This is a genomic window from Streptomyces sp. MS191, from assembly GCF_008042125.1.
GTDB lineage: Bacteria > Actinomycetota > Actinomycetes > Streptomycetales > Streptomycetaceae > Streptomyces.
The window spans coordinates 1-21245 of the sequence record NZ_RDBI01000003.1; the positions used below are offsets into that span (position 1 = coordinate 1).

The window sequence follows — 21245 nt, forward strand, 5'->3', positions numbered from 1 at the left end:
CGGAGTGTCTTGATGCTTCGGCACACGGAGTGTCTTGATGCTTCGGCACATGCCTCCAGTGTCGCGCGCGGCACCGACAACCGGCCCCTCGTCGTGTCGGGGGGGCGAGCACGCGCGTACGACAGGGGCGACGCCGCGGGTCCTCGCCGCGGGGCCGCGGAGCCGCGGGCCCGGAGGCGGCAGGGCCGGGGCCCAGGGGGGGGCGGCAGCGCGTGCCCACGCGTCGCGGCGCCGTGTGCCGGGGCAAATCGAGTGGGGCGCGGACCGGCGGCGGAGCGGGACACCGGCGCGCGTGTGCCCTCAGTTGAGGCCGCGGCGACTGCGCGCGTTGATCTCCGCGGCGCGCGCCCGCAACTCCCGCATCGGGGTGGCGAGCTGTACGTCGTCCGGCTCGGCCTCCCACGCACTGCCGCCGCTGACGGGCCGGATCAGGAACCGGCCGGCGACGCTGTCCATGTAGAAGCCGACCCGCCCGGTGGCGATATCGCGTACGAGGTCCCCGACCTCGGGCAGTGGCTGCACGAATCCCCTCCGTCCCGGAGTCGCAGATCTCTGGAGATACAGACAGGGAATCCCGGAGGCCCCTCGCTGTCAACGTATCTCTAGAGATGTCCCCCGATGGATGGATCGCCCGCGCGGGACGGCCCACACACGTGCACGGGTGCGAAGGAGCGCGCCGTAGGGTGTCCCGCAGACGAAGGGAGTGGTCCACCCATGACTGACCCGGACAGCGGCCGTCGGCCCAAGTACCAGCGCATCGCCGACGAGTTGAGAACCGCCATCCAGGCCGGCGCTTTCGCCCCGGGCGACCGGCTCCCCGGCGAGAACGACCTCATGACCACCTACGAGGTGGCCCGGATGACGGCTCGGCAGGCCCTGTCCGTCCTGCGCAACGAGGGCCTGGCCGAGGCCCGCAAAGGCGCCGGCGTCTTCGTGCGCGCCTTCCGCCCGTTGCGCCGCCGGGGCATCCCCCGCCTCGCCCAGGAGCACTGGGGCACGGGCCGCTCGGTCTGGTCGGCGGACATCGAGGACCGCGCCCTGGTGGTGGACCAGATCGAGGTCCGCGAGGCGGCGGCGAACGCCCGGGTCGCCGACGCGCTCGGGCTGACGGCCGACGCGCCGGTCTGCGTCCGCAGCCGCCGCTTCGTCCTCGACGACAAACCGGTCCTGCTCTCGGTCTCCTACCTGCCGGCCTGCCTGGCCGAGGGCACCCCGATCTCGACGCCCGACACGGGCCCGGGCGGCACCTACGCGCGGCTGGCCGAGCTCGGCCGCCGGCCGGTGCGTTTCCGCGAGGAGATCCGCTGCCGGATGCCGACGGCCGACGAGTCGGCACGCCTCGCGCTGGAGTTCGGCACGCCCGTGATCCTCATCGGCCGGACGGCCTTCACCGCGGCGGGTGAAGCGGTGGAGCTCAACGAGATGACGCTGGACTCGGCGTCGTACGTCCTGGAGTACGACTTCGACGCGTGACGGCGAAGACGCGGCCGGGCGCGGCGTAGGCGACCTCGTCCCCGAACGTACCGGCCGCCTCCTCCACGGCCTGAGCCGGCGCGGTACCCGGTCCGACGTGGGTCACCACCAGGCGCCCGGCGCCGGCTTCGGCGGCGCTCCGGCCGGCCTGCGGCGCGGAGTGGTGCCCGGGCAGGTCGCCGTCGGCCTCGCAGACGAACAGCTCGCAGTCGCGCGCGAGTTCGGTGAGGGCGGGACACGGCTCGCAGTCCCCCGAGTAGGCGATCCGGCGGCCTTCGGGGTCCTCGACCCGCAGGGCGAAGGCGGGCAGTCCGCCGTGCTCCACGGACCGGCTGCGCAGGGTGAGCGCGCCGACGCGGGCCTCGTGCCCGTCGTGCAGCTCCTCGACGGCGAAGGCTTCCTCGACGGGGCTGCGCAGGGGGCCGTTGGTGAGGAACCCGGCGATGCGGTCGGCGATCCCGGGCGGCCCGTACAGTGGCAGCGGGGCGTCGCGCCGGATGTCGGCGTGGCGGAGGCCGTAGTAGGCGGTGAGCAGGTCGGCGCTGTGGTCGGCGTGCAGGTGCGAGATCCACACCGCGTCGAGCTCCCCGAGCCCCGTGTGGCGCTGGAGCTCTCCGAGCGACCCGCTGCCGGCGTCCACCCACACCCGCGCGCCCCCGCCCTCGACGAGGTAGCCGGAGCAGGGGTTGCCGGGCCGGGGGTAGGGCGTGGCGGATCCGAGCACGGTGATCCGCAGAGCGTCGTCGGCCATGCCCGGATTCTAGGGCCCGGCAAGGATTCATGTACGTATTCCCGAAGTTGTGCTTGAAGCGTGAAAGTCGTGCGTATTCTGTGTCCTCGCCGGGGTCGATTCGGCGAACTCCCGGCAGAACCGAGGGACATACATGCTCCGTACGCGCTCCGTCGTCGCTGCCGCCGCAGCGGCGGCCGCCGGCCTCCTCCTGCTGCCGTCGCCGGCACAGGCCGCCGGCTCGGTCCACGTCTACAAGATCTACTACGACAGCCCGGGCTCGGACACGCGCTCCAACACCAGCCTCAACGGCGAGTACGTCCAGATACGCAACACCACCTCGGCGGCGGTCAGTCTGAAGGGCTGGACGGTCACGGACGCGTCGAACCACAAGTACACCTTCGGCACCTTCACCCTCGGCAAGGGCAAGACGGTGACGATCCGCACGGGCCGCAGCACGAACACCTCGGCGACGCTCTACCAGGGCCGCGGGGCGTACGTCTGGAACAACGACCGCGACACGGCGACGCTGCGCACGTCCTCCGGCCGCTGGGTCGACAACTGCTCGTACAACTCGACCCGGGTCGACTACACGATGTGCTGACCCGCCCCTGACGGCGCGCCCCCGGCCAAGCCCCTGGCCGGGGGCGCGCCCACGCTCAGCCTCCGTCGGCCCCCTGGCGCGCCGCCGGCACGCCGTGCTGCTGCACGTCGGCGTTGACCTGCCCGCCGAGGGTCATGACGTTGAGGGTCGCCGAGTTCTCGCTGGCGATGGCCTTCTCGACCCGTGCCACGAGCAGGGTGAAGCAGTCCCGCTCGGGCAGCCGGTGGTAGGGCCCCACCCTGGTCTCGAAGTAGATCCGCTCGTGCCCCAGCAGTTGCTCGGTGGAGCGGTAGTTCTTCCACTGCTCGCGGTACCGGTAGACGCTCTCCAGCGACACCGACGCGACCACCACGAGGCTGAGCACGGTCGCCGTGATCCGCGCGAACGACAGATCCACGTTGACCAGTACGGGCACGAGCGCGCCCCCGACCACCGAGACCGTCCGCATCCGCAGATGCATGGCCTTCATCCTGGTCGCCTTGCGGTCGTACCACTCCTGGTACTGGAGCAGCCTGCTCTCCACGTATCCCTGCGGGGTCATGTCCCCGCCGTCGGGCCGCACTTCGATCACCGGGCCGTCCCCGTCCCCCACGTCTGACATGCCCGGAGTACATCGCCGCGGCTCCGCGCCGTCAACCGGAACCGGCGAAACCGCGCCGCCCGGGTCCGTCACCTCGGTCACACCTGGGGGCGGGGCTCGCGCAGGGCGTCGAGGGCGGTCCGCCAGGGATAGACCGCCGCGTCCGCCTGCCCCGGCCCGTCCGGCACGGCTCCGCCGTCGCCGAACAGGACCCGCACCCCGGCGGCGCGCAGCGTGGCGACGGACTGCTCGAACTGCGGGTGCGCGGTCAGCGCGGCGTTCAGGCACGGCAGGACCACCGTGGGGGTGCCCTTCCCGATCGCCTCGGCGAGCACGCCGACGACGAAGGAGGAAGTCAGCCCGAGGGCCCAGGCGTTGACGCTGTTGAAGGTGGCCGGGGCGAACAGGATCGCGTCGGCCACGGGCCACGGCTCCGGATCGCCGGGCAGGCCGTGGTCCCAGAGGACGGGGTGCCCGGTCAGCGCCGCGAGCCCGTCGAGCGATCCGCCCAGCCACCGGGCCGCGGTCGGGGTCAGCCCGAGGCAGACGTCCCAGCCGTCGGCCTGCGCGTCCTCGATGACCCGCGCGATGTCGCGGACGGGCGCGGCGGCGCTGGAGAACAGGTACAGGGTCCGAGTGCTCATCCCCCTATCCGATCACACAGGGGGTCTCCCACCTCGCACGGAGTCGAGAGGGTCCCCCCTCGACCGCGACCCCCGCTCCGTCGGTCCCGGGGATCACCTACCGTGTCGACTCACGAGGGACCAGCGCGCCGCACGAGGGGGAATCGATGGGGACCTACCGGCAGACCGTCGTGGACCTGGACGCCTCCGCGGACGAGGCGGTCGCATGGGGCCTGCGTGGACGGAACTGGCTGGAGACGGAAGGATTCATCCGCCCGGTGCCGTGGCAGGACGGCACCGTGTATCTGGCCGGCCCGCGCTGGCGCGAGGCCGTCGATCTGGTGTCCTGGGACTGGCGAGCACGGATCAAGGAGTTGGAGGAGGAACCGGGCGACGACGTGCGCGTCCTCACCGGCCGCACGGTCTTCTACGCCGGTCCGGGAGATCCCCCGTCGGCGATCTGCCCCGGCTGCCGCACCGCCGACCCCGCCTGGCCCCACGCGGCCATCGACGCCTGGTACACCACGGGCACGGCCGACCTCGCCTGCCCGGCCTGCGCCCGCCTCTCCCCACTCCCCGACTGGGAGTGGACCGACGACTGCTTCGCCTTCGCCCACCTCGGCTTCCGGTTCGACGACTGGCCGCCACTGCACCCGCGCTTCACCGCCGCCCTCGGGCAGGCGCTGGGCCACCGCGTCCGGGTGCTGACGGGAAAGATCTGAGCCCGGAGAGGTTGCGCCGAACGCCTGGGCGCACAGAGCGGGGGGTCGGGGCCCTGGCAACGGCAGTCGATTTGTGCGCCGATTCAACAACCGAGGAAATGCCAACGAGCCCCAGGCCCCGTAGGCTTGAGATGTATGGACTGACCACCGAGGGCACGGCCACCCCGACCTCGGTTGCGGACGGCTCACTGCCGCCGACTTGGTTTTCCCCGCATCGCCGCGAGCGAGGTGGAACTCGTGATTCCTCTGCTGACCGCCGAAATTTCATCCTACCGAGGCACCTACACGTACCCGGTGCACCACCAAGGGTTTTCCAGCGGGCAAGACATCAGTCCCATGGGAGGCCATTACGAGGATTGCGCCTCGATCGGACAGATGTGTGCCGGCTTCTGCGCCGCATCGCCGGACGCCGCGAACTGCTACTGCCATTGCGCTCAAATCACTGCGCAATGCCTCCACTCCCCGCCTCCTCCCTGCCACTTGGCTCCGTCGTAAGCAGTCCGGACATCCCGCGGGTCGACTCCTCGAAACCGGCCGGAGGTGACTTCTGTGAGCAACTCCAGCTGGTCACACATCACCGGCCTCGACCGCGTCATGTCGTCATCCGCGGGAGACCCCTCCGTCGTGATCGGCCTCCTGGACGGTCCCGTGGACACCCGCCATCCAGGCCTCGCCGACGGAGCCCTCGCTCCCCCGCATTCACCACCGCCCGACAGCCGATCAGCCCGGCACGGGACCGCCGTGGCAGGGGTTCTCGCCGCTCACAGGAACGGCGGGGCACCAGGTATCTGCCCCGGCTGTCGGGTGTTCGTCCGGCCGATCTTCGAGCGGTACGGGCCGGCCGTCTCGGGACCGCGCGACCTGGCTGACGGGATCGAGGACTGCGTCGCCGCAGGTGCCCGGATCATCAACATCAGTGCAGGTTTCACACAAGGCGGCCTTCACGTCGAAGCCCTCGCACATGCGCTGGACCACGCCGGGCGGCGGGGCGTCATCGTGGTGGTGGCGGCAGGAAACCAGGGCCGGGTCAGTGGCTCGCCCCTCGTCTCCCACCCCAACGTCGTTCCTGTCACATCGTGCGACGGCGCCGGGAGACCCCTCCCGAACGGCAATCTGTGCGCCTCTGCGGGGCGCCGCGGAGTGCGTGCCCCAGGAATTGCGGTCGAGACACTCGCGCCGGGGGGCGGAGTGTCGCGGCTGAGCGGTACGAGTCTGTCGACGGTTCTCGTGACCGGCGCGCTGGCCCTGGCGTGGTCGGTCAACCCCGCGGCGCCTGCCGCCCTCCTCCTCCAGGCTTTGTCCGGTCCCCTTTCCACCAGGCGGCGGATCGTTCCGCCGTTGCTGGACGCGGTCACCCTCGTCCGGGCCGCGTCGTCGACAGTTCCGGAGCCGTGGCCATGAACGCAGACGGATCGCCAAAGCCGGTGGCGCGAGAGGCCCAGGCCTCCCCCACGACATCCGATTCACGGACCCCGCGCTTCCGGGTGCGCCTGCCGGGTTTCGTCATCGAGGAGGACGTCGGCCTCGGCGATGCGATCAAAAGGGCGACGGCGTCGGCTGGGATCACGCCCTGCGGCAGCTGCCGTGAAAGGGCGGCCGCCCTCAACCGCTGGGTGCGCTTCACGTCTCGCTAGCGAATTCCCTTCACCACCCCTACGGGAGCACTGATGGACCTCGACACAAGCGCTGCTTCCCACGAGCCGACGGTCACACCTGCGGCAGCGGAGAACGGTCCGCTCAGCCGGATGACGGCGGAGCCGACCGAGGTGCCGGCCCCGCCTCCGCAGCTCGACACGGGGGCACCGCCGGAGAGAGTCCGGCAGTTCGTGTACGCGATCGGGCGGATCGACGCGCGCTTTCCCAGCCTGAGCGTCGAGAAGGAGTTCGCCCAGGCCACCGGCCGTGCGGAGACCGCCCAGTTGACCGACCGGCAGGCTGCTCAGGCCGTGCTGTCGGATCCGGCGAACCGCTACCTCGCCCGCAGGATGTGCTGGGTGCTCACGATCGAGGGCATGGACACCTACCTGCTGGTCCCCCGGGACGAGACGGACCTCGATCTGCTCCTGGGGGCACTGCGCCCTTCCCCCTCCCGGTCGGACACCGACGTGGTGATCGGCACACTCGGCCCCTTGGCGCCGTCCGAGAAATGCGGCGGCCTCGTCGTCCCCATGGTCGTTTTCGACCAGATCTACTCCTTCGACACGGAGTCCTTCATCGCCCAGATCCCTCCCCCCGACGAGGTCGACGCTGGCGTGTTCCTGGAGACGGCTAGCGAATTGTTCGACAGGATCACGCAGTTGGCGGACAACGCCGGAAATTCCGACGAACACCGCGCCCTCAACTACCTGACGATGCGCTATCCGGAGATCTACGCCGCGACCGCCAGGCAGCATGCCCGGAACTCGTCCCTGACGGACGTGGAAGCCTTCCCGTCGCCTCTGTCAGGCGTGCGAACCGTGATCACCGCCGTGTTCACCTACACCGATCGGAACACCAACTTCGTGGAGAAGTTCGCCGCACAGGTGGACACCACCGAGGTCTTCCCGTTCCTCGCGACACCCGGTTTCAACCCCTACTACGACCACTGAAGAAGCAGCGATGACGACCGGCCGAGAGTCCTCAGGAGAGACAACCGCCCTTGCCGCAAGGGCCGCCGCGCTGCTGCAGCGGCCCCCCGATGCGCCCCCACCGGAGAGGACGGACATCACCGTCGACTGCACGACGTACTGGGACATCGCCCAAGCCTTCTACGAGCAGGGGCAAGTGGCCTACACGGCAGGCGATTACGAGGCAGGGGACTTCTACGTATCGGTCGGTGACGGCTTCCGCCGTTTGGCACTCCTGTGCTCGACGCTCGACGCCCAAGACCCACCACCCGCCGGGGCGACCCCGACCGGCGACGCCTCCGGCTCCCCGCTGTCGCCCTCCGATCTCCTCCACCGCTTGAACGAACTCCAAGGGCTCGCCACGGAGAGGGGCCGGCCCGCCCGCCCGGCCGGCCTGCCGACGGACGTCGACGACCGCTGCCTGCAGTACGCGCGAGCCGCCACGTTCTACGCCTCCCGCGCGGCCCAGGCGTTCGCCTCCGGCGACATCCTCGCGGGCAACCACTACCTGCAGGAGGCCCAGGCCCACTGGACCCTGTACAACCTGTGCGTGAGCTCGACACAGGCCACGGCACGCGGCTAGTTCTCTCGGCCTGAAGCAATTCCTACCCGGACCGCCAACAAACCGCCGCGGTTGTCCTACCCCAACAATCCCACGAAGCACCTGTTGACACGTGGTGGCCATATGCAAGGAAACAGATCATGCACACGCCCTAGTTCTGGCGTGATCGGCCTGTTCTCCGCAGGCATCACCCTTAACGTCGGCTATGGGTGCCCGCGCCGGTCCGTAGCCTGCCGAAGACGGGTTCGGAAATGGAATTCTTCCCGATAGCAGCGATTGTCATCGCAACCTTCCTCCTCCTCATCGGGATTGTGGGGCGCGGGGCGAGTATGGGGTCGTCCCAGTTCCACATCACCTTGGAGGGAAACATTGGCCGCCTCCCCAGGGTCGCCATCCTGGCGGTCAGTGTCGTTACTTACATGCTCGCCATCTTCGGTTTCGTCTATGTGGCGGAGTCGAAGTCGAGCTCGGAATCATCCTCCCCGACAACTGTAGTAACCACGATAGAAGATCAAAATTCCGTCATCGAAGTAAACATCGAAAGCTCCCTAGGGGACGGGACTACCGCGGAGCATGACGAGATCACCCTTGCCGGGGTCGGCCCCCTCATTCTCGACATGAACACCGACAGCCGTGACGCGACAGGCTCCTTCGAGCTGAACTCGTCCCTTTCCGGCCTGGAAGTCGACTACTCCGTCAAAATAGTCGTCACACTCCCGGACGGGACGGAGGACGAGTTCCACGGAAAGGGGAAAGTAGTCGTGGAGGACAATCGGTCGCTCATTGTTTCGGTTGACGAAAACCGCGTCGTCACGCTTGAGTAGTTCGCCACGGTCACGGGTGATCCCCCTGATGATGCCGGTCGTGGACTTCAGGTGGACTCCACGTGGCATGCAGAAGCCCCCGACCGTGATGGGTCGAGGGCTTCCCGCTGGTGGGCGCGGACGGTTTCGAACCGCCGACATCTGCTTTGTAAGCCTGGCGCCGATCACACAGCGGTCTTGGCCGGTCAACGGGCGTACAACGGCGCTGGGCGCCACACACTTACCTGCACCGCCGCGGACCCCAATTGACCGTGGATGACTGCCCGATCTGGCACGGATCTGGCACGGGCCCCGGCGCCGACACCTGCCTTGTAAGTTCGATCGGCTCGGCTCCATGAGGTCTACTGCCAGGTACTGCCATGGCGCTAGTGACCGCGTAACGCTGCCCGCACCCAACCGCGTGATGTCGATCGTGGATGTCAGATGCGCCGCATGAGTAGCCATGCAAGGCCAGTCAGTACTTCTTGACGCCTACATGGTCAACGATGAAGCGACGGTTGTCGGGGTCCAGGGCGAAGTGAATGCGTCCGCAATCACTGTGTGCAACCCCGTCTCGCACCTTCACATGTGGCAGGGTGTCATGCTGCTTACCCCCGTAGGAGGCCCACCGCATCTTCGGATCCTTCTTAATGGTCAGATCGCTCGTTGCCACTCTTAGCCCGTGCTGGGTGGAGAACCACTCGTCAAGGCGCGGCATAGACGGCTGCGGCTGCTCATAGAGGTCTGCTGCCGCCTTGGCAAGCAAGATCAACTGCTCAGTCATTTCTTCATGGAAGCGGTACTGATCTGATTTCCAGCTCCGCTCGGCGTTGGGGGTGAACACGACCCGACCCTCCGACGCAGCCTCCAGCGCTCGGTATGTGGGAGCCGAGACCCCCTTCTGCAAGTCAGGGATAGTCGCCCACGGGTCCACCAGTGCTGAAGGGGCACCGCTGGAGACGCGTTCCTGCTCATAGAGCTTGCGCCACCGTGTCGCTTCCTCTTCGAATTTGGCCGCGTCAGCAGCCTTGGACACGTGCTCATCCGCCCGGGCTGCCTCCGATATGGCCAGCCCTTCCCACTCGCTGACGCTTTCTTCCAGCTCACGTACGCGCAGCTCCAGTGCCGCCCGCTCCGCCGCCGCGTCACCAAGGCGACGCGCCTCCTCGACTTGGGCAGCCGCCCGTCGGGCAGCAGTCGTGCGCGCCGACTGCCGCGCCGCGTCCCACCCCCGGTCGGAGCCGCGCGCAAGCACGGACAGCTCCGACAGGGTCCGCATCCAGTGCTCGACCATTCCCTCGACGGCGATCTCAGACCGGGAATAGCGCGGATGAGACAGCCGGAGATCGGGCCAGACTAGAAGAGCCCCGCCATCGGGGACCTGCAGTTCAGGAAGTTCCCGCGAAAGAGCCCGGCTGGTTGCGTAGTTGAGGGTGACGACCTGAGCCAGGCCGGCAAGCTGGGACGAAGCCCGTCTGGCGAGCTGCCACGCTGACTCGTCCCGCGGCTGAATAAGCAGAGCAGGCAGCCGGGTGGGAGCCGCCAGCGACTCAGCAAGCACCGAGACCTGCTCGCTCTGGCGGATCGGCTCGAATCGACCGGTCACCACCTGGCTCAGAGTGCGCAGGCTAAGTGCTTCGTCCCCGCATACCCTGCCCAACACATTCGGCCGGTACAACGAAGGGTCTTGGATCGGAGCTAGCCAACCACTCGGGATCTCCTGTCCCATCATGACCCGCAGCGACACCTGATCGGAGACCTTGGCCAGCGTCACCTGCGTGACGAACCGTGCACCACTGTCGATCGGATGCGACAAACGTACCCGCAGCGCCTGAGCAACGTCGCCTGCTTCAACCCACCAGCGCACCTGCCTCTGCTCACGGCCGGGCGGCTTGGCAGCCAGCAGCGCCTCTCCTGTCACGACCAAATCCGCTGCCGTGGGCCCGCCGCTAGGAGGGCTGTTCAGCCACGACGCAAGATGCTCACGCAGTTGCCCAAGCACATCAAAGGAAGCTCCACGCGTCGACGACACGTCAAAATCGACCGCATACAGAGGCTGCATCCACACTCCTGTGCACAGTGCGCACTGATCACAACACCTTTGGCGCAACCGTAGTGCGTGGCCGACCGCAACTGAACAGATCGATGCCCATCAGCATGACCTGGCCTAAAGAGATGGGCAGTTCAGCGCCCCTCCGCGCGACCCAGCAACATCAACAAGCTCATGCGGGCGTGGCCTCGCCACCCGCCCTAGAGGTGGTGGCCTAGCCCTGCCGTCGACTGACAGGGACCTCGTAGACGATCTCGCACAGGGCGGCAGGAACGACGATGTCAGCCGTCTCCACAGGCCGCCCCTCGTCGCTGTAGTACGTCCGCCGGATCCGGGTGACGAGGGCGCCCTTCTGGATTCCCAGGAGCGATGCCTCCTCGGCGGTCGCCTGTCGCGGCTCGGGCTGCTCTACGGCGTGGCTGACCGTGACTCCGATCTCGGCCATACGGTTCACCACGCCGGCCCCGGCATGCGGCCCGCCCTCTGGCAGGACGACGAGTGTGCCGCCGGTGAGGTCGTACGGCTCCCAACTCGTCGACAGCTGCACGGGCCGACCATCGGCGAGGAACTCGTACACGGTCCGGACACACAGCTCGCCCTCACCGATCCCGAGCCGCGCAGCGATCTCCGTCGGCGCAGGCACCTTCGCATCGGTCCGGCTCTCCCAGCCGCCGTTCCTTCCCACGGCCTTCATGTCGGCCCGGAATGGCGACCCGTCAGGCTGCTCGCGCGCCGCGGACCGAACCATCCGCACCCGCTGCCGGGGCTCAGCCACATACGTCCCCGACCCAGCCCGCCCCTCCAACACGCCCTGGGAGATCAGGAGCTCCTGCGCGCGGCGGACCACGTTCTCCCCCACGCCGTGCTCCTGACCGATCTGAGTGCGGGAGGGCAGCCGGTCTCCAGGCGTCCACTCGTGCTCCCCGATCCGCCGCCGGAGTTCATCGGCGATGCGGAGGTAGGGCGGCTGCTCAGGCATGTGGAAAATCTAGTCCACTAGCCCTAATCTAGTTAACTAGCTTCACTCAAAGTGATCGCCGGTGACGGAGGCTGTCCTGTGCCTGCTCCAGAAGTAAGCGCGGAGGCCTTGGCTGCCCGGTTGTCAGCGGTCGGGCTCACCACACGCGTGGAAGGGCACCCGCGGCACACGTCGATCGAAGCGGAGCTACCGGATTCCCTCTCCGCCGTGACATGGCAGGAGGTTCTGGAAGTCGTGGCTGCGGCGGACCGATTCGGTCTCCTGGCCACGAGCCTGGGCGGCCGCACCCTCTGGGCCGCCGTGAACAAAGCGGTCCCCGCGACGGGCGATGTCCGGGGACCTGGCCATCAGCGATAGGAGCTGATCAGCATGTTCAACCGTATCCGCCACGCCATCAGGCGCACCAGGGAGCAGCAGACCCTAAGGGCCCGGCACTGCGAGCCCTTAACGCCGTCCCGCCCGACGCTTAGCCTCCCCAAACCGCCCGACGAACTGACGCTGCTCTTCCGACAGCTCAGAGACCGCACGGTCTTCCTCCCGGGCGAAGAGACGGCCCTCGTCCGCCCGTACGTCCTGGCCAGCGAGCAGCACACCCGGCAGAGCTCGGCACCGGTCCCACACCACCTCCTCGCCCACAGCTGCTTCGCGCCAGCGGAGGCTCACGGATGACCCGCGCCCCCTCGGCGGCGACCACGCCCTACCGGTCCAGCGCATGTCAGATCGGCACCCACCACGAGTGCGCGCACTCCTCCCCGACGCCGGCACTGATCGACATCCCTGTCGTCTACGAGGCGTGCGCCTGCTCCTGCCACTCCGCGACCACGTCACTAGAGGCGGCCTCATGAACAGCTTTCCCACGGGCGGCGCAGCGGCCTCACCGGTCGACATCACCACGACGACAGTGCAGCGCGGCGACGTCATCCAGATCGGCGGCCAACCGTGCCGAGTGGCCGACCTCCGCCAACTGCCCGGCGGAGCCAAGCGCCTCCTCTTCGAATCGGGCGAAATCCTGACCATGCACACCCGTACGCGACTGATCGCCGTACGAGTGCTCCGAAGGTGGTGACCGCCCCCATGCCGTCCCTACGTCACACCATCGCCGCGGACCTCCGGACCCAGATCACCACCGGCCGCCTAAAGGCTGGCGCCCGTCTCCCCTCAGAGCCCCGACTCGCCGCGGACTACAAGGTCAGCACCCCGACCCTGCGCAACGCCCTCGCGCTCCTCCAGGCCGAGGGCCTAATCGAGAAGATCCACGGCAAGGGCAACTTCGTCCGTCGCCCTCTTCGCAGACTCACGTATGCCGAAGGCCGCCTCGCCCCGGACGCAGACCTCCACGTCACGATCCGCACCACGAAGCTCCGAGCACGTGGAGACCTCGTCCCTCTACTCAAGGTCCCCTCACGCACCCCGCTAACGGAGTTCCTCTACCTCACCCACCAGGGAGAGAGGCCGCACAGCCTGGCCCGCATCTACGTCCCGCGCGACCTGGGGCTGGCCGAACTGGCATGCTTTCGCCCCGACCGGGCGGAGACCCGAGAAGTGGTCACCGCCCGGCTCCCCACCCCAGAAGAGGCCTCCACCCTCAAAATCAGCACATCGATAGCCGTGCTCGCAATCACCCGAGTGTCTGCCGACATCACGGGCCGCGTGATCGAGGTCGCTCGCCTGCTCCTCCCCGGTGACCGCGCCGAGGCGCTCTTCACCACTCACCACACGATCGAAGAGAGGAGGACAGAAGGATGACAGCCCACAGCGAGCTCCGCCTCCTCCCCTGGTCCGGCCCCGATGGAAAGCCCTGCTACCTGAGCACGGACAACGCCAGCAGCCACCTTTCCCGCCTGGCCGACACCGCTGAAACCGCCCAACTCGACTTGGGGCAGGAGCTCCTGGAGCACGCGTGGGAGGTAATCGCCGACGAAGAGTCGGCGCCAGCGGAGCTCCGCCTCCTGGCGAGGGATCTCACGGAAGCCCTGGGGGACACGCTCCGCGTAGCTGTAAGCCGCGGCCACCGCCTCCGTGCGCCGGACTCCGCCGCGCACGGAGAAGAAGACGCGGCCCCTGACCTCCCCGCTGCAGCCTTCAGTTAGCAGCTACCTACCGCAAGAAGTCGAAGCCCCGGACCAAGGTCCGGGGCTTCTCTGCGGACGGCTCTGGAGAGGCCATGTCCTCTGCAGATGGTGCTGGTCAGAGCTTTGAACCAAGTGGGGGATGCTGATTCGGCCCCAGGTGGTTCACCTGCAGGATCGGGATGGCAGCCTCGGCCTTCACTCTTGCACGGTGCGAACGCGCCGCTTCGTCTCCGACACAGCCCAGGGCCCGGATCGTACGTGCCCTGTTGCAGATCGGATCCGAGACGTGTTTAAGAAGCGAGTCGAGCATGGCTGAGTGCGCAACGTCACGCTGGAGCAATCGACTTGAGGGCCAGCCATCTTGTCCGAACGTCTGTTACTCTGAACGTGGTGAAGGGATGTTCGGCTGAAGAAGCCCGTTGCGGTTAGCGACCGCTGGCATCCACAGAAGAGGGAGGTCCGGGTTCGAGTCCCGGCGGGTAGCTTAACCGGAAGAGCGCCCTCTTTTCACTCCTACCATCCTGCTCTCTGCATTGCTGCGGTTGCCTCAACTTCGGTCAGATTGAGCGCCTGGTAGTAGCTTCGGAGAAATCCCGTCAATTTTCTTTTCCGCTGCGCAATATGCACTAGGCGTGGATGTTCGGCAACAAAGTCTTCAAGCGCAACGTCGGCCCATGTAGCGCGTGAAAGACTATCTCTGAGTGCGAAGTTCATCTCCAGCGATATCCGCTTTGTCACTGCCAGCGCTAGCACAAGCTCCCCGTGCGAGAAAGTGACAGGGACACCCAACCTGACGCGAGCGGCCGGGGATTCCCCCGTTACTTTCATCCACTGAGCAAGTGCTCCAGAAGACAAGTTTTTTGCTGCATTAACAAGTCCCTGCTTAGGCTTTCCACCAGCATGGATTACTGCGTTACGCATTCGCCGAATCAGGTGATACTGCTCGATAGAGCTGCCCGGGAGTTGCTTCCCGACCTTCTGCTCAAAGATTCTGTGCATAGACGATGCATCGGCGCCCCTGATCTCTGCTGGACTGATTTGCCCGTCCCTTAGCAAGAGGCCGAAGCACGTCTTAACGAAGTCCTCATGGATGGCTAGAGCGTAAGGAACAGCCATCGCCCCTAGGTGCCGTTCGGCTTGAGAAAGCAGTGAGCGGGCATTCGCCGTCGTAAGGTTCATGCGCCGAATATGGGGAACAGCCGGGAATATTTCAGGCAGAAGGCGCGTGCTGCCATCGGTCAGACGCAGTGTATTTTCTGCTAGCCGAGACCCTGCCAACAATGCCATCATGGCATCGCTTGCCCTGACTCTTTCCTGGTCGTAGGCTCGATGTTCGGGAAAATGAACGATATTCACGAGTTCCCTCTCAGCTCGTCAGCCAAAGATAGTCCCCTTTACCGATAACGCCTTCGAATTCTGGAACGCGGAGCTCTCTACTGAACACCGCATACTCGACTCCCAGGTGGCGTTCCTGGGCGCTATGCGATATCTCGAACTGAATGCATCGGTGATTTGGGTACAGAGTTTCCGTGATTCGGCTCTCGGCGTCGTAGGTAAGGAACCACTTAATAGGAGATTGGGACAGGATAGATGCTAGCTCCGTATGGTCTTCTGAGCTGAGGCTGTCCATATACAGGCGGTCTCCCTGCACCAGGTAGGGGGGATCGACATATGCCAAAACATCCTCACCAAGGGCCTCTAGGGTTTGGAGGTGTTGACGCCCATCCTGTTGCGATAGAGAGACGCGGTCCCGATATGACCCAAGCAGCTCCACCCGCTTCGCCAGCGCTTCACGGTTGAAGCGGGCATCTATCTTCCACTTGCCCACCTGCTCGTAACCGCCGATGGGGCGAGCCCGGAGGATGCCCGAGCGATTACTCCGGTTCAAAAAGAAAGTTGCGAACCCTAGTTCTAGATCATCTCTTCCTAGAGGGGTGGCATAGATGTTGGAAGCTTTGCGCCAACTTTCGATCGTCACCTCGGCAGCGCGTACCCGAGCCGCGAATTCTTCGGTTTCGTTGAAAACGCAGCGCCAGAAAGCAGCGATCCCTGGATCCGCGTCGTTCAGATGTATCTGATCGACAGTGTTATCGATCAGTAGTTTAAGCGCAGCGCCGGCGCCCCCACAGAACGGCTCTGAATAGTGGGTCGGGCGAGGGTGCTGAGAGTCGATTAGGTGTTTGATGTACCCAGAAAGGCGAGCTTTTCCGCCAGGGTAACGGAGGGGGCTTAGATACCTCGCCATCAGGGATTTTCTCCCAAAAACTCGTCCAGCTTCAGGAGCATGGGCGTGTAAACCATGCTGAGCGTCGTGATATCTACGATCATTGGGTTGACGTCCCATTGATGCATGAAGCTGTGCAGATTTTTGACAGACAGGGCACCATCGTTCTGAGACATTCTGCGAGCTTCATCAAGTTGCTTGTCCGAATTTTCAGGGTCAATATGACGTAGAGCAACTCCGATACGATCCCGCAGTTTGTCTTGTCGTCGACGCCATCCTTGTCTTTCAGCGGCCTCTGTTACAGCAATGTCGATGACGGCGCGGATCAAAATGGCTGCCACGTTCGGCGAATCGGCGATGGTGACCTTTTTTGCCTCGTTAAGAACCTTGGCAGTTCGAGGGCTCATGTTGCGCACTACTACGTTTTGGAAAACGCGCTTATCTTGTTGAACCCTATTGGCTGCTGGAGCCGTTGCTCGGGCAGGCTCAGGAATTCGACGCTGCGCTTCAGTAGCACCTAGAACAGCTACTGAACTTTGCTTCGGCACGAAACGGGGTTGAGTCAGGCGCTGCGAGTTCTGTGGAAGGTCATCCTTGATGGCTCCGAGATACTCGCCGCGCTGGTCCTTGCTCTTCACCCGAGACACCGAAAGGTGAGTCGCCAGGTCAGACATGAGCCGTCGCACTGAGTTGTGCATTGCCTCCGGCTCGTACTCCGCCAAGATTCCTTCATCCCGAAAGTCAAACCCCAAAGAATTTCTAACCTTAGGGTCGGCAAGCAGGCGGGCTAGCGTAGTGAGTCGCGTCGAACGAACGATCTCTATATTTTGCAGTAGGTCCTTATCTTCGCTGTACCACTCCGAGACCTGCTGCATAAAGCGCAAGGCTTTTTCGGTAGGGCTCTTCTTCTCCGCAAATCGCGTCTTCTGTTCGGTGGTCCAAGGCTGAATTCCGACACCCTCGTTTTCCCCAGTGTGCCTGAGGGTGATCCAGTGGCGGGCCTCTTCCCTGCTTTCTGCCACTACGCAGCGAACGGACTGAGGGTAGGAATGGCGGCGTGCAGTAATAGCAAACATCTGCCGCAGGCGCGGATCTTCGACCAAGTGAGGATCGGTGAGCGCCTTGAGCGCGGCGATTCTGCGGTTCCCCTCGATAACGACTGCCTGGTCGTCCTCAAAAACCACGATGGGAAACTCGGTGGGATTGACTCCCTTTTGGGCAATATCTTGCGCCAGTCGTAGTAGCTTCTCAGGGTCCTTCCCTAGAAGGGCTGCGATGGCTTCGCGCGTCGTCGGTGTCGGCACAGCATGCCGAGGGTTGGTCCCGTCCAGCCTTAAGTCCGCCACCGCAAAGTCCTTCTGTTCCATGGCCAGATGATCTCATTGCGGACCCCCTGGGTGGTAGCGGTCTTCAAAAGATCACCGTAGAGGCGAGGCCGAACAGCCGGTCGGTGGAGCGGGTTTGGCCGGTGGCCTGCCCGGGCTGGGGTCGAGCATGAGCAGGGGGCCGTACGCTGGTTGGCAACTCGGTCAGGCTTTGGGCCTGACCGCAATGTGATCGAGTGGCCCCCTGGTCTTGCTCGATGCGGGTCCCTGACCGGGGAGGTGGCTAAAGCCGTGGAGCCGACCGCCCCAGCCACAGAGGGGTTCGCCCCCCATCAACCCGAGCTGTCAGGCGTGCGGCCGGCGGTCGGGCTGGAGCGGGGCGGAGACAGGAGCGCAGGCCCGGGCGACGGGCTGCGCGCGCCGCGCTGTGCGCGGCGGGGGTGCCTTGATGAAGTAGAGAAAGTCTTACCGCGCTGGCCTCAGAGGGCGATCGGCTTGTAGGCCAGGGCCCTGTCAACGACCTTCTCGGGCGTCAGCTCGGGATCGAAGTCGTAGAAGATGTAGGTGCTGATGTGCGGGCAGGCCAGTCCCCGTTCAACAGTGGCCAGGATCTCGGAGAACTCCTGCTCGGACGTCGTATGGTCCATGAGTCGCTCGACGAGCGGGATCGCTTCCTCGCGGGTCATCCGCCACGCCGGCTTCATGCTCACGGCTGCGCGATCAGTCGGCGGCCGTCGTGGCTGCGGACGTGGGGACCCTTGTTGTCCAGGGCGTCCAGGAGGCGGATCGCGTAGACCTCCGCCATCCGCTCCTCGACCTCCGCCGGCGTCAGCCAGTCGACCGCGGTCGACTCCTCCGAGAGCCGCTCGGTGCCTCCGGACGGCTTGCAGCGGAAGACCAGGGCGACGATGCCGCGGGTGGTGTTCTTGTAGACGCCTGTCAGCTCGTCCACATCCACGTGGATGCCCGTCTCCTCCAGGACCTCGCGGGCGACGCCCGCTTCCGGGGCCTCGGTGAGTTCGAGGACTCCGCCCGGGAGCTCCCATGTGCCATTGTCCGCTCGGCGGATGGCCAGGAGTCGGCCGTCTTCGCGCACTACCGCTCCAGCCACGGACACCGAGTGGAGTGGCGTTGACTTTGTTCCCGAGCTCCCGTTACTCATGTACAGGAGCATATGAGAGTGGGTAGGACTGTGGGAACTCCAGCAGGAGCTGGCAGGGCCGTACCTCGGTACGTGCAGATCGCGGACGAGATCGTCCAGCAGATCCGGTCCGGCGTCCTCAAGGCCGGCGACATGGTTCCGAGTGAGTCGGAGCTCGTCGAACGGTACGGAGTTGCTGGGGGGACCATTCGGAAGGCGATGGTCGAGGTTCGGGCCAGTGGGCTCGTCGAGACCCGGCACGGCAAGGGCTCGATCGTGAAGGATCGGCCTCCCGTTCGGCTTCGATCCTCGGATCGGTTCCGCGCTTCGCATCGGCGGGGCGGGAAGGCTGCTTACCTCGCCGAGTCCGAGCAGTCCGGTGCCACGGCCAAGGTGAGCGTTCTCTACATCGGGCCCATGGCTGCACCGGCGGACATCGCCGAGCGGCTCGGTGTCGACGAAGACACGCAGGTGCTTGCGCGGCGCCGGCTGTACTTCCGGAACGGGACGCCCGTCGAGACCGCCTCGTCGTATCTGCCCTGGGACGTCGTGAAGGACATCCCCGAGCTGTTCGCCGAGAACCCCGGCCCCGGTGGCATCTACGCCCGGCTCGAAGACCACGGCCACACCTTTGCCGAGTTCGTCGAGACGCTTCAGGCTCGGCCGGCCTCGAAGGCGGAGGCCTCGGAGTTGGCTCTGAGTCCTGGTGCCTCCGTCGTACACCTACTGCGGGATGCCGTGACGAAGACGGGGCGGGTCGTGGAGGTCTGCGACACGCTCATGGCCGCTGACCAGTTCGTCTTCCAGTACCGGATCCCCGCGACCGACTGACACTCGCTCAACTCCCCCCAGCCCGCTGCGGTTTCCTTCCGCGGCGGGTTGACTCATATACAGGAGTCGGGCACTCTTCTTCATGTCACTCCTATACAGGAGTGAATGAGCCCAACCTCTATAGAGGAGTGATCCACTGTGCGTCAGATCCCCGTCGACACGTCCGCCGCGATGGTGATGGTGGCCCAGCCCCCGGCCCCGAAGATCGCGAACCGGCAGACCGGCGAGATCGCCACCGACCGGGACACCGGTGCCCCGCTGATGACCGTCGACGTCATGTTCGTCATGGACGGGAACGCCGAGATCCTGAACCTGACCGTGCCCAAGACCGGCATCTCCGAGGAACTGTCCATGGGCACTCCCGTCGCCCTGACCGGCGTCGTCGCCCGGCCCTGGGAGAACGAGTTCAACGGCCAGAAGCGCCACGGCATCAGCTTCCGTGCCGTCGCCGTCACCTCGCTCGCCCCCGCGAAGGTCGGCTGACCCATGACCGCCTTAACGGTCACCCTCGCGCTAGTCGCCACAGCCGCGCTGCTGCTGCGGTGGCAGCGTCCGGCCTGGTACTGGATGAGCTTCGGCATCGTCATCGCCGTGGTGCGGATCCTCACCCGGTACGCGTCGGTCATGGAAGCGTGTGGGCTGACCGTCCCGCCCTCACACTGGCGCCTGGCACTGGCCCGGATGACAGGCCGGCCCATCCCCGACTCGCGGGCGCCCCGGATCCTGCGGCTGCGGCCGACACGTACCGGGCTCGTACTGCGAGTGAAGCTCCGCCCCGGTCAGGACGCGTTCGACTTCTCCGCTGCCTCGGACCGGCTCCGACACTCGTTCGTCATGCAGAACGTCACCGCCCGGGAGGTCCGCTCGGGTGTCGTCGAGCTGCGGATGACCGGGTACGACGTCCTCAAGCGGGTGCAGATGCCTGCGGCTGCCCGTGGTGGGGTGATGCGGGTTCCGGTCGCCATGCGGGAGGACGGGGAGGTCTACTACCGCGATTACCGTCAGACCCCGCACGCGCTGAACGTCGGTGCTACCCAGTCCGGGAAGTCCGTATATCAGCGCAACCTCGTTGCCGCACTCGCCACGCTGGATGTCGCCCTCGTCGGGATCGACTGCAAGCAGGGAGTCGAACTCGCCCCACTCGCCCGACGGTTCACCGCCCTGGCCGATCACCCTGATGCAGCTGCCGACCTCCTCGACGCCCTCGTCGAGCACATGGAGAATGTCTATCAACTGATCCGACGCGAGCAGAGATTGAGTGCAGACCTGCCGGATGCGGAGATCACCGCCGACATCTGGGACCTGCCCGATCACCTGCGACCGACGCCGATCGTGCTCCTGGTCGATGAGGTCGCCGAACTCGCCCTCTTCGCCACGAAGGAGGAGGAGAAGCGGCGGGATCGGATCATCACCTCCCTCGTCCGGCTCGCCCAGCTCGGCCGCGCCGCCGGTATCTACCTGGAGGTCTGCGGGCAGCGCTTCGGCTCCGAGCTCGGCAAGGGCATCACCATGCTCCGCGCCCAGCTCACCGGCCGTACCGCTCACCGCGTCAACGACGAGACCTCCGCCAACATGGCCTTCGGCGACATCGCCCCGGACGCCGTGCTCGCCACGGTCCAGATCCGCACTGACCGGCCCGGCATCGCTGTCGCCGGCGACTCCTCCGGTGGGTGGGTCCGCATCCGTACTCCCCACCTCACGCTCCGGCGGGCCGTGAACATCGCAAACTCCCACGCTCACCGCACGCCCAAGATTCCCGCGCTGGACGCCTTTCGCCCCGTCCTGCCGCCCCTCGGCAAAGCCGCTGTGCCCTCGACCGCCACGGCTCCCGCGATCGTCTGAATCCCCTCGCTCCACGGCGGCGTGACCGCTTCACGCCAGGTCCCTACCCCGCCCATGCCCGAAACCGGAAGGAGGACC

25 protein-coding genes are annotated in these 21245 nt (G+C 66.1%); 14 read left to right on the forward strand and 11 right to left on the reverse strand.

The annotated features are described in order from the left end of the window. Positions 1–300: 300 nt before the first annotated feature. Positions 301–522 (reverse strand): hypothetical protein, encoded by a 222-nt coding sequence (locus tag EAO71_RS00510; protein WP_147975774.1) that lies wholly within the window; start codon positions 520–522, stop codon positions 301–303. Between the two features lie 192 nt (positions 523–714). Between EAO71_RS00510 and EAO71_RS00515 the strand changes: the two genes are divergently transcribed. After that, a complete protein-coding gene (locus EAO71_RS00515; RefSeq protein ID WP_147975775.1) occupies positions 715–1473 on the forward strand; it encodes a GntR family transcriptional regulator in 759 nt (252 codons plus the stop codon). Here the strand turns inward: EAO71_RS00515 and EAO71_RS00520 are convergent. After that, complete coding sequence (locus tag EAO71_RS00520; protein ID WP_147975776.1) at positions 1415–2224, reverse strand: MBL fold metallo-hydrolase; 810 nt, start codon at positions 2222–2224, stop codon at positions 1415–1417. The genes EAO71_RS00515 and EAO71_RS00520 overlap by 59 nt on opposite strands. Before the next feature lie 133 nt (positions 2225–2357). Here EAO71_RS00520 and EAO71_RS00525 point away from each other — a divergent pair, with 133 nt between their 5' ends. After that, positions 2358–2807, forward strand: a complete 450-nt coding sequence (locus EAO71_RS00525; RefSeq protein ID WP_147975777.1) for a lamin tail domain-containing protein — start codon at positions 2358–2360, stop codon at positions 2805–2807. A gap of 55 nt (positions 2808–2862) precedes the next feature. Here the strand turns inward: EAO71_RS00525 and EAO71_RS00530 are convergent, their stop codons facing one another. Further along, positions 2863–3408 (reverse strand): DUF4231 domain-containing protein, encoded by a 546-nt coding sequence (locus tag EAO71_RS00530; RefSeq protein WP_261991919.1) that lies wholly within the window; start codon positions 3406–3408, stop codon positions 2863–2865. Between the two features lie 77 nt (positions 3409–3485). Continuing rightward, positions 3486–4031, reverse strand: coding sequence for a flavoprotein (locus tag EAO71_RS00535; RefSeq protein ID WP_147975778.1), 546 nt, complete (start codon positions 4029–4031; stop codon positions 3486–3488). Between the two features lie 146 nt (positions 4032–4177). Between EAO71_RS00535 and EAO71_RS00540 the strand changes: the two genes are divergently transcribed. The 5 genes from EAO71_RS00540 (at position 4178) to EAO71_RS00565 (ending at position 8724) form a co-directional block, all read left to right on the forward strand. Next, on the forward strand, positions 4178–4732 hold the full coding sequence (locus tag EAO71_RS00540; RefSeq protein WP_147975779.1) for a hypothetical protein: 555 nt from the start codon (positions 4178–4180) through the stop codon (positions 4730–4732). Between the two features lie 594 nt (positions 4733–5326). Further along, positions 5327–6133 carry a S8 family serine peptidase gene (locus EAO71_RS39865; RefSeq protein ID WP_410093925.1) on the forward strand — a complete coding sequence of 269 codons (807 nt, stop codon included), beginning with the start codon at positions 5327–5329 and terminating at the stop codon, positions 6131–6133. Between the two features lie 266 nt (positions 6134–6399). Further along, positions 6400–7320, forward strand: coding sequence for a cyanobactin maturation protease PatG family protein (locus EAO71_RS00555; protein WP_261991920.1), 921 nt, complete (start codon positions 6400–6402; stop codon positions 7318–7320). Between the two features lie 10 nt (positions 7321–7330). Continuing rightward, positions 7331–7921, forward strand: a complete 591-nt coding sequence (locus EAO71_RS00560) for a hypothetical protein (RefSeq protein ID WP_147975781.1) — start codon at positions 7331–7333, stop codon at positions 7919–7921. Between the two features lie 230 nt (positions 7922–8151). Then, positions 8152–8724 carry a hypothetical protein gene (locus EAO71_RS00565; RefSeq protein ID WP_147975782.1) on the forward strand — a complete coding sequence of 191 codons (573 nt, stop codon included), beginning with the start codon at positions 8152–8154 and terminating at the stop codon, positions 8722–8724. Between the two features lie 454 nt (positions 8725–9178). Here EAO71_RS00565 and EAO71_RS00570 read toward each other — a convergent pair whose 3' ends face one another. Further along, the gene (locus EAO71_RS00570; RefSeq protein ID WP_147975783.1) at positions 9179–10765 is read right to left on the reverse strand and encodes a hypothetical protein; all 1587 of its coding nucleotides are present in this window, start codon (positions 10763–10765) and stop codon (positions 9179–9181) included. Positions 10766–10967: 202 nt separating this feature from the next. Then, a complete protein-coding gene (locus tag EAO71_RS00575) occupies positions 10968–11732 on the reverse strand; it encodes a GntR family transcriptional regulator (RefSeq protein WP_147975784.1) in 765 nt (254 codons plus the stop codon). Positions 11733–11810: 78 nt separating this feature from the next. Between EAO71_RS00575 and EAO71_RS38380 the strand changes: the two genes are divergently transcribed. The 4 genes from EAO71_RS38380 (at position 11811) to EAO71_RS00600 (ending at position 13822) form a co-directional block, all read left to right on the forward strand. Continuing rightward, positions 11811–12089, forward strand: a complete 279-nt coding sequence (locus EAO71_RS38380) for a hypothetical protein (RefSeq protein ID WP_147975785.1) — start codon at positions 11811–11813, stop codon at positions 12087–12089. 484 nt (positions 12090–12573) lie between these two features. After that, positions 12574–12798, forward strand: a complete 225-nt coding sequence (locus EAO71_RS00590) for a hypothetical protein (RefSeq protein ID WP_147975787.1) — start codon at positions 12574–12576, stop codon at positions 12796–12798. Positions 12799–12806: 8 nt separating this feature from the next. Continuing rightward, positions 12807–13478, forward strand: a complete 672-nt coding sequence (locus tag EAO71_RS00595) for a GntR family transcriptional regulator (protein ID WP_147975827.1) — start codon at positions 12807–12809, stop codon at positions 13476–13478. Then, positions 13475–13822 (forward strand): hypothetical protein, encoded by a 348-nt coding sequence (locus EAO71_RS00600; RefSeq protein WP_147975788.1) that lies wholly within the window; start codon positions 13475–13477, stop codon positions 13820–13822. Before EAO71_RS00595 ends, EAO71_RS00600 begins: the two co-directional genes overlap by 4 nt. A 495-nt stretch (positions 13823–14317) precedes the next feature. Here the strand turns inward: EAO71_RS00600 and EAO71_RS00605 are convergent, their stop codons facing one another. The 5 genes from EAO71_RS00605 to EAO71_RS00625 form a co-directional block, all read right to left on the reverse strand. After that, a complete protein-coding gene (locus EAO71_RS00605) occupies positions 14318–15160 on the reverse strand; it encodes a hypothetical protein (protein WP_147975789.1) in 843 nt (280 codons plus the stop codon). 10 nt (positions 15161–15170) lie between these two features. Beyond that, positions 15171–16148: a DNA adenine methylase gene (locus tag EAO71_RS00610; RefSeq protein WP_315986576.1), complete on the reverse strand. Its 978-nt coding sequence runs from the start codon at positions 16146–16148 to the stop codon at positions 15171–15173. Further along, positions 16049–17395, reverse strand: coding sequence for a ParB N-terminal domain-containing protein (locus tag EAO71_RS00615; protein WP_147975791.1), 1347 nt, complete (start codon positions 17393–17395; stop codon positions 16049–16051). Before EAO71_RS00615 ends, EAO71_RS00610 begins: the two co-directional genes overlap by 100 nt. A 437-nt stretch (positions 17396–17832) precedes the next feature. Continuing rightward, positions 17833–18063: an e9imm peptide gene (locus tag EAO71_RS00620; protein ID WP_222723528.1), complete on the reverse strand. Its 231-nt coding sequence runs from the start codon at positions 18061–18063 to the stop codon at positions 17833–17835. Further along, positions 18060–18527 (reverse strand): NUDIX hydrolase, encoded by a 468-nt coding sequence (locus EAO71_RS00625; RefSeq protein WP_187282500.1) that lies wholly within the window; start codon positions 18525–18527, stop codon positions 18060–18062. Before EAO71_RS00625 ends, EAO71_RS00620 begins: the two co-directional genes overlap by 4 nt. Here EAO71_RS00625 and EAO71_RS00630 point away from each other — a divergent pair, their 5' ends adjacent. The 3 genes from EAO71_RS00630 to EAO71_RS00640 all read left to right on the forward strand — a co-directional run bounded on the left by EAO71_RS00630 (position 18528) and on the right by EAO71_RS00640 (position 21167). Next, positions 18528–19325 (forward strand): GntR family transcriptional regulator, encoded by a 798-nt coding sequence (locus EAO71_RS00630; RefSeq protein WP_147975793.1) that lies wholly within the window; start codon positions 18528–18530, stop codon positions 19323–19325. A 138-nt stretch (positions 19326–19463) separates the two neighbouring features. Then, positions 19464–19808, forward strand: a complete 345-nt coding sequence (locus EAO71_RS00635) for an SCO3933 family regulatory protein (protein WP_147975794.1) — start codon at positions 19464–19466, stop codon at positions 19806–19808. Positions 19809–19811: 3 nt separating this feature from the next. After that, the gene (locus tag EAO71_RS00640) at positions 19812–21167 is read left to right on the forward strand and encodes an FtsK/SpoIIIE domain-containing protein (RefSeq protein ID WP_147975795.1); all 1356 of its coding nucleotides are present in this window, start codon (positions 19812–19814) and stop codon (positions 21165–21167) included. Positions 21168–21245 lie beyond the last annotated feature (78 nt).

Coding starts and splice junctions, on each gene's coding strand:
- EAO71_RS00625 (WP_187282500.1), bottom strand. CDS start 18,527: ATGCTCCTGTACATGAGTAACGGGAGCTCGGGAACAAAGTCAACGCCA.
- EAO71_RS00575 (WP_147975784.1), bottom strand. CDS start 11,732: ATGCCTGAGCAGCCGCCCTACCTCCGCATCGCCGATGAACTCCGGCGG.
- EAO71_RS00590 (WP_147975787.1), top strand. CDS start 12,574: ATGAACAGCTTTCCCACGGGCGGCGCAGCGGCCTCACCGGTCGACATC.
- EAO71_RS00595 (WP_147975827.1), top strand. CDS start 12,807: ATGCCGTCCCTACGTCACACCATCGCCGCGGACCTCCGGACCCAGATC.
- EAO71_RS00530 (WP_261991919.1), bottom strand. CDS start 3,408: ATGTCAGACGTGGGGGACGGGGACGGCCCGGTGATCGAAGTGCGGCCC.
- EAO71_RS00640 (WP_147975795.1), top strand. CDS start 19,812: ATGACCGCCTTAACGGTCACCCTCGCGCTAGTCGCCACAGCCGCGCTG.
- EAO71_RS00540 (WP_147975779.1), top strand. CDS start 4,178: ATGGGGACCTACCGGCAGACCGTCGTGGACCTGGACGCCTCCGCGGAC.
- EAO71_RS00600 (WP_147975788.1), top strand. CDS start 13,475: ATGACAGCCCACAGCGAGCTCCGCCTCCTCCCCTGGTCCGGCCCCGAT.
- EAO71_RS00560 (WP_147975781.1), top strand. CDS start 7,331: ATGACGACCGGCCGAGAGTCCTCAGGAGAGACAACCGCCCTTGCCGCA.
- EAO71_RS00515 (WP_147975775.1), top strand. CDS start 715: ATGACTGACCCGGACAGCGGCCGTCGGCCCAAGTACCAGCGCATCGCC.
- EAO71_RS00565 (WP_147975782.1), top strand. CDS start 8,152: ATGGAATTCTTCCCGATAGCAGCGATTGTCATCGCAACCTTCCTCCTC.
- EAO71_RS00570 (WP_147975783.1), bottom strand. CDS start 10,765: ATGCAGCCTCTGTATGCGGTCGATTTTGACGTGTCGTCGACGCGTGGA.
- EAO71_RS00630 (WP_147975793.1), top strand. CDS start 18,528: ATGAGAGTGGGTAGGACTGTGGGAACTCCAGCAGGAGCTGGCAGGGCC.
- EAO71_RS00520 (WP_147975776.1), bottom strand. CDS start 2,224: ATGGCCGACGACGCTCTGCGGATCACCGTGCTCGGATCCGCCACGCCC.
- EAO71_RS00555 (WP_261991920.1), top strand. CDS start 6,400: ATGGACCTCGACACAAGCGCTGCTTCCCACGAGCCGACGGTCACACCT.
- EAO71_RS00535 (WP_147975778.1), bottom strand. CDS start 4,031: ATGAGCACTCGGACCCTGTACCTGTTCTCCAGCGCCGCCGCGCCCGTC.
- EAO71_RS00525 (WP_147975777.1), top strand. CDS start 2,358: ATGCTCCGTACGCGCTCCGTCGTCGCTGCCGCCGCAGCGGCGGCCGCC.
- EAO71_RS00615 (WP_147975791.1), bottom strand. CDS start 17,395: ATGGAACAGAAGGACTTTGCGGTGGCGGACTTAAGGCTGGACGGGACC.
- EAO71_RS39865 (WP_410093925.1), top strand. CDS start 5,327: ATGTCGTCATCCGCGGGAGACCCCTCCGTCGTGATCGGCCTCCTGGAC.
- EAO71_RS00610 (WP_315986576.1), bottom strand. CDS start 16,148: ATGGGACGTCAACCCAATGATCGTAGATATCACGACGCTCAGCATGGT.